This is a genomic window from Desulfosediminicola sp. (assembly GCF_048381775.1).
In the GTDB taxonomy this organism is placed as follows: domain Bacteria; phylum Desulfobacterota; class Desulfobulbia; order Desulfobulbales; family Desulfocapsaceae; genus Desulfopila; species Desulfopila ganghwensis.
The window spans coordinates 1-15,653 of the sequence record NZ_JBLXGE010000020.1 but is presented as its reverse complement, the minus strand read 5'-3'; the positions used below and the strand labels follow the sequence as shown (position 1 = coordinate 15,653).

General features: G+C 47.2%; 11 protein-coding genes and 1 tRNA gene. 9 read left to right on the top strand and 3 right to left on the bottom strand.

From position 1 onward, the window contains the following. The first annotated feature begins 107 nt into the window (after nucleotides 1–107). The 8 genes from infC (at nucleotide 108) to ACN5NT_RS22625 (ending at nucleotide 5,897) form a co-directional block, all read left to right on the top strand. Nucleotides 108–650, top strand: a complete 543-nt coding sequence (infC, locus tag ACN5NT_RS22660) for a translation initiation factor IF-3 (protein ID WP_136799115.1) — start codon at nucleotides 108–110, stop codon at nucleotides 648–650. 151 nt (nucleotides 651–801) lie between these two features. Next, nucleotides 802–999, top strand: coding sequence for a 50S ribosomal protein L35 (gene rpmI / locus ACN5NT_RS22655; protein ID WP_136799116.1), 198 nt, complete (start codon nucleotides 802–804; stop codon nucleotides 997–999). A 98-nt stretch (nucleotides 1,000–1,097) separates the two neighbouring features. Beyond that, a complete protein-coding gene (gene rplT, locus ACN5NT_RS22650) occupies nucleotides 1,098–1,454 on the top strand; it encodes a 50S ribosomal protein L20 (RefSeq protein ID WP_136799117.1) in 357 nt (118 codons plus the stop codon). A 101-nt stretch (nucleotides 1,455–1,555) separates the two neighbouring features. Then, on the top strand, nucleotides 1,556–2,569 hold the full coding sequence (pheS, locus tag ACN5NT_RS22645) for a phenylalanine--tRNA ligase subunit alpha (protein WP_136799118.1): 1,014 nt from the start codon (nucleotides 1,556–1,558) through the stop codon (nucleotides 2,567–2,569). Between the two features lie 27 nt (nucleotides 2,570–2,596). After that, nucleotides 2,597–5,038 carry a phenylalanine--tRNA ligase subunit beta gene (gene pheT, locus ACN5NT_RS22640; RefSeq protein ID WP_136799119.1) on the top strand — a complete coding sequence of 814 codons (2,442 nt, stop codon included), beginning with the start codon at nucleotides 2,597–2,599 and terminating at the stop codon, nucleotides 5,036–5,038. Between the two features lie 6 nt (nucleotides 5,039–5,044). Then, nucleotides 5,045–5,335, top strand: a complete 291-nt coding sequence (locus tag ACN5NT_RS22635; protein WP_136799120.1) for an integration host factor subunit alpha — start codon at nucleotides 5,045–5,047, stop codon at nucleotides 5,333–5,335. A 37-nt stretch (nucleotides 5,336–5,372) separates the two neighbouring features. Beyond that, nucleotides 5,373–5,753, top strand: coding sequence for a MerR family transcriptional regulator (locus tag ACN5NT_RS22630; protein ID WP_136799121.1), 381 nt, complete (start codon nucleotides 5,373–5,375; stop codon nucleotides 5,751–5,753). A 67-nt stretch (nucleotides 5,754–5,820) separates the two neighbouring features. Further along, nucleotides 5,821–5,897: transfer RNA gene (locus ACN5NT_RS22625), tRNA-Pro, on the top strand. Nucleotides 5,898–6,285: 388 nt separating this feature from the next. Here the strand turns inward: ACN5NT_RS22625 and ACN5NT_RS22620 are convergent. The 3 genes from ACN5NT_RS22620 to ACN5NT_RS22610 all read right to left on the bottom strand — a co-directional run bounded on the left by ACN5NT_RS22620 (nucleotide 6,286) and on the right by ACN5NT_RS22610 (nucleotide 13,838). Continuing rightward, the gene (locus tag ACN5NT_RS22620; RefSeq protein WP_167495866.1) at nucleotides 6,286–7,407 is read right to left on the bottom strand and encodes an ankyrin repeat domain-containing protein; all 1,122 of its coding nucleotides are present in this window, start codon (nucleotides 7,405–7,407) and stop codon (nucleotides 6,286–6,288) included. Between the two features lie 442 nt (nucleotides 7,408–7,849). Next, nucleotides 7,850–9,868: a DUF11 domain-containing protein gene (locus ACN5NT_RS22615; RefSeq protein ID WP_136799123.1), complete on the bottom strand. Its 2,019-nt coding sequence runs from the start codon at nucleotides 9,866–9,868 to the stop codon at nucleotides 7,850–7,852. Between the two features lie 1,975 nt (nucleotides 9,869–11,843). Next, nucleotides 11,844–13,838 carry a hypothetical protein gene (locus tag ACN5NT_RS22610; protein WP_419176980.1) on the bottom strand — a complete coding sequence of 665 codons (1,995 nt, stop codon included), beginning with the start codon at nucleotides 13,836–13,838 and terminating at the stop codon, nucleotides 11,844–11,846. A 384-nt stretch (nucleotides 13,839–14,222) separates the two neighbouring features. On the opposite strand from ACN5NT_RS22610, the gene ACN5NT_RS22605 reads away from it, so the two are divergent. Continuing rightward, nucleotides 14,223–15,653 (top strand): hypothetical protein (locus ACN5NT_RS22605; protein ID WP_419176979.1); only part of this gene is annotated, 1,431 nt, incomplete at its 3' end.

Sequence of the window (15,653 nt, the reverse complement as noted above, 5' to 3'; positions counted from 1 at the left end):
TATTTTATCGTGTACCGAATGACAAAAATACGCTATTATCAATCGTTTTTTTTGCCAAACTGGTATAATCAAGATTTTTCAAGCTCGTAGATCGAGGAGGTACAGTTATTAACAGAAGAGGAAGGCACGCACCGGCACAACGTGAAGTTAAGGCGGTTATCAACGACAATATTCGTCACCCGAACGTCAGACTCATAGGCAGTGACGGAGCCCAGCTGGGAGTCGTTTCCACTGATGAAGCCAAAGAGAAAGCATATGGCGAAGGGCTTGATCTGGTAGAAGTTTCTGCTAATGCTGATCCGCCTGTGTGCCGTATCATGAACTATGACAAGTTCCGCTACGAGCAGAAGAAAAAGACGCAGGAAGCAAAGAAAAAGCAGTCTATTGTCGAGACCAAGGAAATAAAATTCCGCCCGAAAACTGAAGAACACGATCTGAATTTTAAGATCAAGAATATTAAAAAATTTCTCGGGCAGAAAAACAAGGTCAAGATTACTATGCGTTTCAGAGGTCGTGAGATTGTTTATTCACAATCCATTGGTCTCGAAGCGATGAACAAAATTGCCGAAGCCCTTCAGGAAGACGCTATCATCCTGCAGCCTCCCAAAATGGAAGGCCGTCAGTTGGTAATGTTTGTCGGGCCCAAGTAATCGATATTTTTTTTGAGTTTCGTCCCATCCCGTTGGAACTCACCATTGTGTCAATTGAAAAACGCTAGAGAACGGTTTACGTATTCGCTTTTCCTCTGAATGCGCCGGCCATTCCTAAAGCAACGTATACCGAGCGCAAAGGAGTAATATCATGCCAAAAATGAAAACAAACAGAGGCGCTGCGAAGCGTTTCAAAAAGACCGGATCAGGAAAGATCAAGCGTGGCAAAGCTTATACCAGCCACATCCTGACCAAGAAGTCCACAAAACGTAAGCGCGGTCTGAGACAGATCGAAACAGTTTCTGCTGCGGATCACAAGTCCATCCTGCGGATTCTTCCATACATGTAATAATCCGGTGTGCGAAAACGGTCTGTCTTAAAGCAGACAGTCCAGCTCACTAAATCGTAACTCGGCACGAGAGAAGTCCGAGAATAAGGAGTTATATAATGCCACGCGTTACTCGAGGTTTTAAGGCACGTAGAAGAAGAAATAGAGTTCTCAAACTTGCAAAAGGTTTTAGAGGTGGACGTTCCCGCCTTTATCGCACCGCCACTGAAGCTGTTGATCGCGCTCTCAGCTATGCATATCGTGACAGACGCACCAAGAAGAGAGATTTTCGTCGTCTCTGGATCGCACGTATCAATGCCGGTGCACGTATGAACGATATGAGCTACAGCCAACTTATGGGCGGCCTTAAAAAGGCCGGGGTCGAGTTGGACAGAAAGGTTCTCGCAAATATGGCAATTCTCGATGCCAACGCTTTCGCTAAGGTTGTTCAGGTAGCCAAAGAAGCGAACGCGTAACCCTTTCTCCACACACGCTTTATTTTCTATGCATGCCGGTAATGGTTTTACACCATTGACCGGCATGCTGTTTCCTTGAGCACTAGACTTTCTCGTTTATTATGGAACAGGAACTCCAAAGCCTGGCTGATGAAGCCAAAGCACGTCTCGAAGCGTTATCCGAAACCTCTCAACTCGAAGAATTTCGCATTCACTATCTTGGCCGCAAAGGTCAGTTCACCTCAATCATGCGCCAGCTTGGCACAGTGCCCAAGGAAGACAGACCACGCCTCGGCCAGCTTGCCAACTCTTTTAAATCCGATCTTGAAGAGCTTTTCGAAAAGAAAAAAACGACCCTCCAGGGTGCGTCTCTCAGCAGCGCGGATTTAACTAAACCAGATCTCACCCTTCCAGGTCGCAGACCACAGACTGGCCGGCTCCACCCGGTTACCAGGGTAATGACTGAAGCTTGCGCTATTTTCGAAAACCTTGGTTTTTCAGTCGCTGAAGGCCCGGACGTAGAACAGGATTATTACAATTTCGAAGCACTCAATATTCCAGCACATCACCCTGCCCGGGATATGCACGACACCTTTTATGTCAGTGACTCTATCCTTCTGCGCACCCACACCTCTCCTATGCAGGCACGCATTATGGAGGTTCAGGAGCCGCCTCTGCGCGTTATCGCTCCTGGCAAGGTCTACCGCTGTGATTCCGATATTACCCACACCCCGATGTTCCATCAACTCGAGGGCTTCCTGGTAGACAAAAATGTCTCCTTTGCTGACCTCAAGGGTGTGCTCACCGTTTTCACTGAAAAGATGTTCGGCAAAAAACTGGCACTCAGATTCCGCCCCAGCTTTTTCCCTTTTACCGAACCCAGCGCTGAAGTGGATATAGCCTGTGTTATTTGTGAAGGTAAGGGCTGCCGTGTCTGTAAGAAAACCGGCTGGCTCGAAATCCTCGGCTCCGGCATGATAGATCCGGAAGTTTTCAAGATGGTCGGTTACGATCCAGAGGTCTACAGCGGATTTGCCTTCGGACTCGGTATCGAGCGTATCGCTATGCTCAAATATGGTATCGACGACATCAGGCTTTTCTACGAGAACGATCTCCGTTTTCTTTCCCAGTTCTAATCGCTCCTATAATACGACTATACCGCTATGAAGTTCACTCGTGACTGGTTGCAAAATTATGTAGATACAGACGAGCTGTCTAATGAACAGCTCGCCGATCACCTCACCATGCTCGGTCTAGAGGTTGATTCTGTAGAGCAGCTCTACCAGGATCTCGCTCCACTGAAGACCGGCCATATCCTGACTGCGGAAAAACACCCGGATGCAGACAAGCTTCAGGTTTGTGAAGTACAAATCGGAGATGAGGTTCACCAGATTGTCTGTGGTGCGCCCAATGCACGCGCCGGGCTTAACGTTGTTGTTGCCCTGCCCGGTGTCACCCTGCCTGGCAATTTTAAAATTAAAAAGGCCAAGGTTCGTGGTGTTGCCTCTGCCGGTATGATCTGCTCTGAGCGTGAGCTTGGCTTGAGTGAGGATCACAACGGCATCATGGAATTGCCCGAAGATGTTGCCCACGGAGAGTCTTTTGTTGAGGCCATGGGTCTTGCCGACACCATGATCGAAGTAGACCTGACTCCGAACCGCCCTGACTGTGCCTCTGTCATCGGTGTGGCCCGCGAAGTTGCTGGTATTGTCCGCAAGCCGCTCGAACTGCCAGTTGCAGATGCCAAGGTCGATAGCACCAGCAGGGAATTCAGTGTTGATGTTGAATCCACGGAACTGTGTCCCCGCTATGCCGCACGTCTTATTAAGGGTGTAAAAATCGGCCCATCCCCATGGTGGCTCCGTAAACGGCTCCTCGCCGTTGGCCTGCGTCCGATCAACAATGTGGTTGATATAACCAACTTTGTGATGATGGAATATGGCCAGCCATTGCATGCCTTTGATTTTGACAGGCTTGCCGGTGGGAAAATCATGGTCCGTACTCCCCGAAAAGGTGAAGAGACCTTTACCACCCTGGATAACACCGAAAGAAAAATTGATCAGGACACACTGCTGATTTGCGACGGTGACAGACCTGTGGCACTCGCCGGTGTTATGGGCGGGCTCAACTCAGAAGTTTCCGATCAGACCGTCAACGTCCTGCTCGAAAGTGCCTGCTTCAATGCGGTATCAATCCGTAAAACCGCTCGTAAGGTAAATCTTTCCACTGATGCATCATATCGTTTTGAGCGTGGTGTAGATCCGGGTGGCACAATCAACGCCCTGAACCGCGCCACCGATCTGCTCGTTGAACTCGCGGGAGGAGTTGCAGAAGAGTCCGGAGTCGACGTATTTGGCGGTCGAAAGCCGCTGAACTCCCAGACCCTGAAAATATCCAGAACTGCGCAGCTTCTCGGTATAGAACTCGATTACGGGAAAATTGCTGATCTGCTCGAGTCCATCGGTTTTCAATGCAAACCGAAAGATGACGATACCATCTGGGTACTTTGCCCTACTTTTCGTGTTGATATCGAGCGGGAAGCAGATCTGGTCGAGGAAGTTGCCCGCCTTTACGGCTACAACAATATCCCGACTACCCTGCCTCAAGCGTCTCTCAGCTACCCTGAGCAGGACGAAAAACGCTTTAAACGCGCAGACGCAACCAACATGCTGCTGTCAATCGGTTTCAGCGAAGCGATCAACTACAGTTTCACCACCGAGAAGCACAGCGACATGCTGATGCTGGCAGAAGATGATGTACGACGTCAATATGTGCGCCTGCTTAATCCGCTCACTGAAGATCAGGCTGTTATGCGTTCCATGCTCTTGCCAGGGCTCCTTGAGAATGTTCGACGGAACATCAGCTTCCAGAAAACTGCGGTAAAACTGTTTGAGATCGGCAAAGTCTTCCAGCCAACCGAGAAAAACGCTCAACCTGTCGAGACAAGTCATATTGCCGGTACGATCAGCGGCAATAGAAATGGGGAGTCTTCTCCGCTTCACTTTCCAGCCGAAAACGTTGATATTCTTGATGCTAAAGGTGCTGTCGAGTATCTGCTTGAAGAGATGCGTTTAACCGACAATAAAAATTTTCCTATAGAATTTGTCCATCCTGTTGAAGAAGGGGTGGAAAAATTTTGCGACTCGGACTATGCTCTTCTGGTTTTTGCTGGTGGAACTCTGCTTGGTTCCATTGGAAAGGTTCTGCCTGATGTTCTTCGCAGCTTCGGAATCAAACACGATGTGTATTACTTCGAATTGAATTTCGACAGCATCTGTGAACTTCAGAGTTCACCTCGCGAATTCAACCCACTGCCGGTCTACCCGTCCGTCAAGCGTGACATTGCGCTTGTGGTTCCGGTTACCGTTTCCGCCGGTGAGTTACTCGCGAAGGTACACGAAACCAGAGAGAAACTGATCGAGTCAGCTGAAATTTTTGATGTTTTTCAGGGCGACAAGATCGAGAAAGGATTTAAAAGTGTGGCGGTTTCCATTACCTACCGATCGGCAACCAAGACACTTACTGAGAAAAATGTGGAAAAAGCCCACGGAAAAGTTGTAAAGTTGCTTACCGATACTTTCGGTGGCAGTTTTCGAGATGCATGAGGATATATGAACAGCAGTAATTTAACACGTAAAGACCTGGCCGAGGCGATTGCTAATCAGCTCGGCTATCCACAGAGCAGCTGTGCTGAAATAGTAGACAGCTTTCTCGATACTATGAAAGATGCTCTGCTGACAGGCGAAACCATTAAACTGGTTCACTTCGGCACTTTTACAGTTCGTGACAAGGCTCCACGTCGGGGACGCAACCCGCGTACCGGTGAGTCTATCACGATTAAGAAGAGGCAGACCGTTAGCTTCAGACCGAGCAAGAAGCTGAGAGAGCAGATTAACGTCTAGATCTCAGTCGCTCGCCAATAAGGAGTTCGCTGGTTCTATGAAATTCAACATCCCAGACAAGCTCTACTTTAAAATTGGCGAAGTTTCGAAGCTGGCCAAAGTGCCAACCCACGTTCTTCGATATTGGGAGACCGAATTTAAAGAAATCACTCCTAAACGTGCAAACTCCAAACAGAGGTTGTATAGCAGGGAGGACGTGGAACTCATACTGACTATTAAAATGTTGCTCCATGATCACCGCTACACAATAGCTGGGGCCAGGCAACTCATCGAGAGCAACCAGGAGATTACTGAAAGCCTGGCTGTTCAGCAACAACATGCTCAAGACCCTACAAAGGTTTCAGAAATCAACGAGGTTCTTGACTCTATTAAAAGTGAATTGCACCAGCTGCAGCAGTTCATCGATAAAAATAGATAATCCATTAAGGTTTTGTTCAGCTTTTGTTGACACTAAAATCAACTAATGGTACATAAGCATCACAGGTCGGGATGTAGCGCAGCCTGGTAGCGCATCTGTCTGGGGGACAGGGGGTCGTAGGTTCAAATCCTATCATCCCGACCACGAATTGCAAAGGGTTCAGCCACTATTGGCTGAACCCTTTTTTTGTATATTCTCGATTTCAACTCTCAGTCACATCCGAACTGTAAACACGTTAGTGCAATCAAAGATGGGTCTACACTAAAGAAAGGGGATGGTTCCTTCATTCTCAATTCAGGTTGTCAGCAGTTTCGAATACGACTCTGCTTATGGTTCATCAGATCAGTGTATGGTTGAGAGCAGATTTCCCTTACACCTCAGGACATACCCGAGGATGACCGCCGAAGGATTGCGAGTGGGCCTGGAAGTATAGTATTAGTCGCGTTGCCCCATAACTTGAAATGAGCTTTTCACATGCAGAACTGCAGTTAATGCGCAGATGTCCTGCTCAATTCTCTCGTGTCCATCTATTTTATCTGTACCTTCTGATGATCATGGCTGTATTGCTGTGATTACTCTTCATTGCCCAGTCTATTGCCGACCGCCCCTTTCTATCCGTCATTTCCTTCTGAGCCTTATTTTTCAGTAGATGAACTACTATGTCATTATGGCCTTTGGAGGCTGCAGCCATAAGGGCGGTAAAGCCAGTGGCATCCATTTTATCAATGTCTGCTCCACGTTGAAGCAAAATGCTGACTGAGCGAAAATCTCCTCGTAACGCGGCAAGGATCAGTGGTGTTATCCCTTGCGAGTCAGCCATATCAACTTCAGCCCCGCCTTGTATCAATAATTTTATGAGCTCATAATGTTCGTTGCCAACCGCATAGGTGAGAGCAGACCATCCGGTTGTACTCTGCTGGTTTATCTTCGCACCATGTTTCATCAGAAACGTTACCATTTCGATATGGCCCAGCGCTGTAGCTGCCATCAAAGGAGTCACATTTCCTGCATTACCTTCATTAATGTCTACATTCATTCCCACTAAGAGCCTGACAATATCGTCATAACCAAACTTCGTTGCTAAAAGAACTACTGTGTCACCGCTTTGAGGTAATTTTTTCCTAATATCTGCATGGTTGTCTATGAGTAGCTTGATTGTCTTGCTGTCACCGCTTCCTAAAGAAATCAGCAGAGGTGTTAAACCCGAATCGTCTACCTCATTAACTGCAAAATCGTGCTCAAGCAAAACTCTCAGGACCTCCTCCTGCCCCCTGCTGGCTGCCCAGAATGGCGCATTGCGTCCAAGGCTATCCTTCAGACCAAGATCTGCTCCTCGGTTGATCAGTAATTCTGCTATTTCTGCGTTTCCGTGCTGGGATGCGAAGATAAGTGCTGTTCTCCCATCTTCATCCTGTGCGTCAGGGTCAGCGCCTTTGGCTAACAACAAAAGCAGGCACTCCTTATTATCATATTTGGCTGCAAGCATAAGAGCCGTTTGCCTGAAGCTATTTCTGGCATGGACATTCTGCCCCTCTGCAAGCATATTTTTCAGCTGCTTACTCTCACCACGGCTCGCTGCGAGAAAAAATTGCGAATATTCCCGCTCGGCATCATTCTGACGCAGCCTCTCCGGTGCAGCACGGTATTGCTTCAATGGTTGCTTATCCCATCCAGCAGAATCGCTTGCAGAACATTCAACGTAAGGTACGTTACAGAGTAAGATACTGAGCACTAAAGCTAGATATCTGAGTCGCAACATTTATCAGCCTCTTTGTGGTTGCTCAAACGTACAAGCCGAACCACCTCTAACCCGAATTTCTCATCAAGAAAGTCTTTCGCAGATAGAAGCCCAGGCCGTGGAGCTGTAGAGAGTTACCACTCATGGCCTATAACGAAGGCTCTGCGGAAAATCTCTTCACCCGCAGGGTGACCTTTTTTGACTTGAAACGAAAAGCGCTCTGATTTTATAACAATTCAAACAGTTCAGTGTAGCAACCATTTGAGATTCAATTTAAAAAGGTCATGAGAAGTTCTGGATAAAGCTGATCCGACTTGTTGGAGTTTTCAATGAAGAAAGCGATTCCGCGGACCAACTACTAAGGCATCCGTACGAGAGACGTGCCTGTACCACTATTATTTGTCGTATTTATATCGCCCTCTGCATTAATGGTAGCAGTCCAGCTAATAGATTCATTGTCATAAAATGGTACCTCCCAAGGCACTTTAATTTTAACAGTTTCGCCTGGTGCAATCGGCGCAATTGTCCTGGATATTGTCTCATCAATTGTGTCAAGGCTGGTCAGGTTCGCCTCCAGCACGAGAGTTCCCTCGGCTACATCAGGCCCATTATTCGTTATGTAAACTGATAAATTTTTAGTAGTCCCCCCAAGGGCTCTTCTTGGTACCTTGAAACTATCCAGGGCCAGATCATATTCCTCCTCCCCTGCCGGTGGTTCAGTACCGGGCCCTTCCCCCTCATACTCAATAAATAGAGTGGCGTTGTAGATTGCCGTGGGCTTTCGATCACCTTTTATATACACTGCAAGGTCGAAATCTTCAGTCAAAGGCAGGCCGTTAACAGTAAGTTGATTGCCATCAGCGTCTGTTTTCACACTCCCATCATCATTATAGGCCAACTCATTGACACCGTTAGGACTTGTCCATCCCTGACTCCAGAGTAGCGGTGAATTCTCACCTTCAAAGTCAAGCAAATCGAGTACTGTCGTCGTTGTATCACCTACTTTATACTTAACGTATTGTGATGTATAAGGGGTTGGGAGGCAATCAATAGAAGGCATTTCAAGGCCTGGAAGGTCCTGACCAAATTTATTTGCCTTCAAACGCCAGCGCGGGCCGCTTACATAATTGCCATCAACAAAATAATCCCCAAATGGATCACGATCGGTGGTTGTGTACCAGGCATTGGTAAAACCTTCGAGCAAATCCTCTGAATATGGTACCGGATCGGTTTCCTTTTCACCAAGTTTGGCAGCAAAGGCCGGATTTTTGAAAACTGTACCTTGACCGATAAAATCGCCATCGCCCTCATAACAGTCCCTGGTTGAAATCCATCGATCACCAGCGAGTTCGTATCCAGGCATTCGACCGGTTGCACCTTCATTTTCCATATCTTCCGGCCGTACCTGATCGTTTGGATTGTTTGTTATCAGGTGTTCAATATGCAATTCAGCCCGGATCACCTGGTAATTGGTATTTGGATTGTCTTTCCACTCCTGAGGCAATTGCAGGCGTGCATACAACCGTATATCATTCGGCCGTTTAACCATGCTACCGAAACGATAAAGTGGCTTGCCATCATCTTTTTTAGTGATGGAGTAATCTCTGCTTACCGCAATATCTTTACGAACATCAGACTCGTTCGGTATCAGGTCGGGATAGCCGTCATCTCCCATGGTAAGCGGTGTTGTTGTGATAATGCCCTCTTCTACCAGATATAAGTTATTATCCAGCACACCTTCTTCACAGGTGGAACCATCAAGCATAGGTTCACCGGTCGCCGGATTATAGAGTGGACTTTGCTCACCGGTCTCGGGATCTGCATATTTATACGGTATCGTTTCGTAGCACGATTTTATGTGCTCAAGTACGGTAAAATGTTCAGTTGAACATTTTATCATGTTACCCCCAAGGCCTGCACACCAGGTGCCAAACTGCGCTTTAACCTTAAACGTGTCAGTTTTTGCATTTGATACCATCAGCCCTACAACCTCTCCATTCGAGACAACGTCCCCAACCCAGCCTTCGGCGTAATCATCATCTCTTTCTTTTTGTGCCCCACCAACAAAGTCAGCGTAATAATAGCCGAATTCACTATCGACAGGATAGAGCGTTGTTCCCGAATCTTCAAATGGCTGTGCCTCTGATGGACAGCTATTGGTAATTCCACATATGATCGTGGGGTCCTGCAAATATGTAGATCCTCCAAAACCGCCTTGTACGTTATCCATGGAGAATACATGTTTTACAGAGTGTGTTACAATCTCTGCTTCAGAATTGCTCGGCACTGCCAAAAATAGCACACCCGGCAGAACCAATACGGCATTGAACAGAATGATATTAACATGGGCACGCTTTTTCAAAAAAGATTGCTTCATGGTTATTCCCCCCCGCCATCAGACAATTTTTATCAAATTAAAACTTTGCAAACCTTCATATTTAAACTCATAGCATTTTTTACACTGGCCACCGGAGACTTCCATCCCCCCGGTGGCCTTATTAAAGGAACTTTAACATACTCATTCTCAAGCCATATTTAAGAGAATATCAGTCGCGATCTGGCCTCTGACAATAACATTGATATGTTTGTCCCAAAAACCTTTTCAAAATACGAAAACGAGCATGACCTCTATTCATCATGCTATTATGTGTTTAGTACAGTTCCTTCATTCGCATATTCTCGCACGATAGAATTATCAGACTACTGGTCAAATGATTAATATAAATATGTCAAAATTATAAATTCCTGAAATTTGTTCGCTGTAACGTTGCCGCAAATTATACGTCAATGAAATTAGATTATTATTTTGACGTGTATAAAGCACCATATGACAAGGGTTACAGCACCTGAAGTATTTCCCATAGGCCAGGTCCACCACTCGAAAGCATTCCAAAATTCATTATTTTTCCATAATTTAACCCCATGCCGATAAAGTGCAGGCCATCTTTTTAGCCCAACGTTCTGTCACTGCTTTCCCAAACATCTTCCATGAGACCTGAGACAGCAGGCACTACCAAAATCACTCACACTGCATCAAAGTGACAGGCAGGCTCCGTCCGGTTGGGTTCTGCTTCTCTGTGTTACAGCCACATGCTTCATGCAGCTTCCAGTAGGTGTAAATGGCAGTCAGCTGTTCCATCTTCTTGACGCAAGGTGCTTCAGTGTGGTGTCTGGTGCTCTTTTTGCCGTTAGGATACATATTCGATTACTAGGCCTTAACAATTACACCGCCGGAGGGTGTGGCGATTGTCACACCTTTATTTTTATAGTTGTAAGGTACAATCTGATTACCCAACATAAATGAGAGTTTGAAGATGCTATTTCCCGGAGTCAAAGTACGTAGCCAGCAATTATGCCGACAATCACCGTACTCTTTAACAATAAAGACCAAGGGTGAATAACTGCTTTATATAAAAAACAATCCTTCAAACCCAATAATCTGACAATTTATTCCCCAGTATTTTTCAACCTATAGGAGTGCCACAACGACGGAGTTGACTTTGCCATACTTTACCACATGGTGGTGATTAAACATTTGGCTCAAGCAATTATTTCCAACTATATTTCTCGGTTTAATTGACGATTAATTCATGCTTTAATGGTATATTTTTCTGCAATATTTTGTCAAAACAATCTCTTAAAAAATTTTAAACAACTCGCCATTACAACGTAGTATTTCAACATTTAACTTATCACATTCACATCACTTATCTCTTTATTTACGCCCGGAACAATTTACAATATTTTCAAAATCTAGCCTTCTTTAATGAGACGAATAGTTCATCGACTGACAGACACCTGAATAGGACTTTTTCACCAAGTTATAATAAAATGCTTCAACTGGGATGTGAGGACCAGATCGATTGATTTGCAACAGCCACATCCCACATTAATCCAGGTTACCCAATCCATATATCTTCTATTTCTTTGTTATTCTTTCAACTTTACCCTCGTTTTGATATTTATTGAGAGGGACTCCCCATGTGACATTTCTAACTTTTCATAATTCTCCAATACCAACCCTGCAATGTAGAGACGCCTCGAGAAGGTTTTTTATTTCTTCAACTGGTCAGAAGTGCCAGAATAACAGCCAAGAAGATGAATTCTCAGTGGTAGATTAATCAGCTGTACCCCTACCGCTGTAACCCAACTCCTTCCCTGGAGCCATGACGATCGGTTGTTCTTCCTGCCTGCGTTTGGTGAGTGTACGAAATTACGCACTTGGAATGCATCACTCTCGTGGAAAAAACGTGTGGATGGTTGAGGCAAAGCTCAATTTAGCTTTAAATCTTACAATACATTACAAACAGCTCGTTGTCCGGGAGCTTGGCGCCCGGTACACCTTCCATCATTTAAATACTCAGGTAATACCCTAAATAGATGTAATATTCGTCACTCTGTTCATCAATATCACCATTTCTGAACAACCACCAATAGCCTCCTTCAAATTCCAGGGTAACTCTGTTTGTTAGCCTGTATTCGAGCCGCAATTCGGGTCCAACCTCAAACGTCTCCGGATTTTCCTTCTTATACTTTTGGTATTTTAGGTCTAATCCGGGAGTAAACAGCAGCTTGTCACCCATCCTGAATCGACTGTACAGCTGAGAGGCATAGGCATCACAGTAGGTTGTATCGCTGTAATTCAGTTTTGCTGTCCAGATGTCATCGGCAAAAAGGAGTCCTACTCCGGTGACTTGTACAAGGTAATACAGCTCGTCATCTGTACCTTCAAATCCCTCCACACCTCCAGACGTTTCTGAATCCCCGAGATTTGACCAGGCCACGTCAAATCCTATCTGATACGAATCGTTTATGATATGGTAGAGACCCAGATGAGCTGAGGTGCTGTCGACACTCCGATCCTTCGCAAACTGAAGGATCTCCTCCTCATTGTATTGCACAAGCAATTCATCGAGACCGTATACATCCTGGCCAATCAATGCGTTACGTGTGGTTAGAAAAGGACTTTGTCTGTATTCTCCAGAAACACTGACTGTGGTGTCCTTGTTGAAGTTGAAGTTTGCAGTGAAGAGAGCCAGGCTCAATTCCCTGTGATGCAGATCGTAATCGGCTAGAAGTAAAAATGTCTTTACCTGATCAATATACCGTGTCTCTCCCCCTACCCCTTCCCGATCTGTTACACCATCGGCCTCCTGATAGAGGTAAAAGGTGTTAAACTCCCACCTCCCCTCCCAAAGCTGGTAATCCAGGTTCACCCCATAGAATATGGTATCGGTGTCTATCTCTTCATAAGAGGAGATCACAGGGAATCCACCGATGAGATTCAAGGTATATTCCGCCCCCATCGGTAGTGATAACTCACCACCGTCATACCTCCCATAGACACCTCCCTTGTTGGCATAACTTCGCCCCACTCTCGCCCTGCCATATCCCGTTTTGGCCTCTCCTTCCAAATACAACGAACTGACTCTTCCCCGGTCCTCCCCATCATTGTTCAAAGTCAATTCATAGCCTGAATCGATCACTCCCCTAAACACATAAACCGGATTCTCGGCAAGATATCTAAGATTAGCATCAGTGGTCACAAGGGATACATCATGTTCAAAATCTTCATCTTCAAATTTGTATCCTTCCTGTTCCAGAAATTGGGACATTTCTCCATAGAACTGATTACTCCAGTGCTCAGCCAGGCTAGCAGCATACAGACCTTGATCATGCCGACCATCCAGGATCACATTGAGTTTTCTTTGCACCCCTTCTCTATTATCCCCTTCAGGATAGAGCTGAAGATACCGTTGATACTCCGCTTTGGCATGGGCATACTGTTTATTGTTGAAACGCGCATCAGCGAGATGCTCCTGTGCATCCTCCCTAATGCCAGGATCAGTTGCCCTCTCAGTCAGCTTTGTATAGAGTTGAATGGCTTTCCCCAACTCGCCTTTATTCTCGCTTTCCACTGCTGTGAGCAATATTTCTTGTGCCTCATTCAGTGGTATATCATAATGATTCACTGGATCATGACGGGCAGTGCGCTTTAGCAACACGACCTCAACCGAACGATAATCATTTCCCTGCCTTACCTCGAAACGTGATTCATCTTGAAAAGATACCTGCAAATACGGTCCACCACCCTTAGTCCCGGTATATTGAACCCTGATATTCCTGAAAGGGACGATCCTTGATTCGCTGTTTAAGCTCACAAAATCTGCAATAGTTGCGCTGGAAACAGGAGCGAGGCGAATAAAAATTTCATCTCCTTCAGAAATGGGAGTGGTACTCACATATCTCATTGGAAAGGTCAAATGTATGTGAATAACAAGATTACCTGCCTCCCTGCTGATCCTGACATCATCAATGACAGACTCTTTCGCCAGTGAACTTTTCACTGAAAATACCACGGCCCAGAAGAATATGAAAACGCACACAATCAGCCTTTCTCTGGTTGTTATCACTGTTTTCCCTCGAAATATTTTTCTGCTAAGTGATTACATTTTATGACATTTGCTACACTGATTGTTTGTACCCGGATGATCAGCAGGCATCCCCCCGGGACCAGTTGCGGTATGGCATGAAATGCATGAACCGAGAACATAATCGTGATCAACATCACTGGGAATCCACCCATTAGTGGTATGACACCCACTACAATCATCACTACTCCGCAAATGACCTGACGGTTTTCCCTGGGCTGTGGTGCCATTATGGCAACTTGCGCATGCCCCAATCACCTCCGAGTGTTCGACCACTGCCGGTTGCCAACCGCGAACTGTATGACAGGCATCGCAGTTGTTGCTGCTGCTTATGTGATTCGCAGGCTTGCCCACCGCAGTACTGCCGTTATGGCAGTTGGCACACGATCCCAGTACCTCCGAATGATCCACGTTAGCTGGAACCCAGCGACTGGTGCTGTGACAGGCATCGCAACCATTGCTGCTGCTTATGTGATTCGCAGGCTTGCCCACCGCAGTACTGCCGTTATGGCAGTTGGCACACGATCCCAGTACCTCCGAATGATCCACGTTGGCTGGAACCCAGCGACTGGTGCTGTGACAGGCATCGCAACCATTGCTGCTGCTTATGTGATCCGCAGGTTTGCCCACCGCCGTACTGCCGTTATGGCAGTTGGCACACGATCCCAGTACCGCCGAATGATCGACGTTGGCTGGAACCCAGCGACTGGTGCTGTGACAGGCATCGCAGGTATTGCTGCTGCTTATGTGGTCCGCAGGCTTGCCCACCGCCCTACTGCCGTTATGGCAGTTGGCACACGATCCCAGTACCGCCGAATGATCGATGTTGGCTGGAACCCAGCGACTGGTGCTGTGACAGGCATCGCAGGTATTGCTGCTGCTTATGTGATTCGCAGGCTTGCCCACCGCCGTACTGCCGTTATGGCAGTTGGCACACGATCCCAGTACCGCCGAATGATCGACGTTGGCTGGAACCCAGCGGCTGGTGCTGTGACAGGCATCACAGGTATTGCTGCTGCTTATGTGGTCCGCAGGCTTGCCCACCGCCGTACTGCCGTTATGGCAGTTGGCACACGATCCCAAAACCGCCGAATGATCGACGTTGGCTGGAACCCAGCGACTGGTGCTGTGACAGGCATCGCAACCATTGCTGCTGCTTATGTGGTCCGCAGGCTTGCCCACCGCCCTACTGCCGTTATGGCAGTTGGCACACGATCCCAGTACCGCCGAATGATCGACGTTGGCTGGAGCCCAGCGGCTCGTGCTATGACAGGCACCGCAGTTGTTGCTGCTCGGGATGTGCGAGGCGGGTTTACCCGGGGCCTGGCTACCGTTATGGCAACTGGCACAACTCCCCGTTACAGCCGAATGATCGACGTTGGCTGGCACCCAGCGACTGGTGCTGTGACAGGCGCCGCAGTTATTGCTGCTTGGGATATGCGAGGCGGGTTTACCCGGGGCCTGGCTACCGTTATGGCAACCGGCGCAACCACCCGTTACGGCCGAATGATCGACGTTAGCTGGAGCCCAGCGACTGGTGCTGTGACAGGCGCCGCAGTTATTGCTGCTTGGGATATGCGAAGCTGGCTTGCCCGGAGCCTGGCTACCGTTATGGCAACCGGCGCAACCACCCGTTACGGCCGAATGATCAACATTGGCTGGCACCCAGCGACTGGTGCTGTGACAGGCGCCGCAGTTATTGCTGCTTGGGATATGCGAGGCGGGTTTACC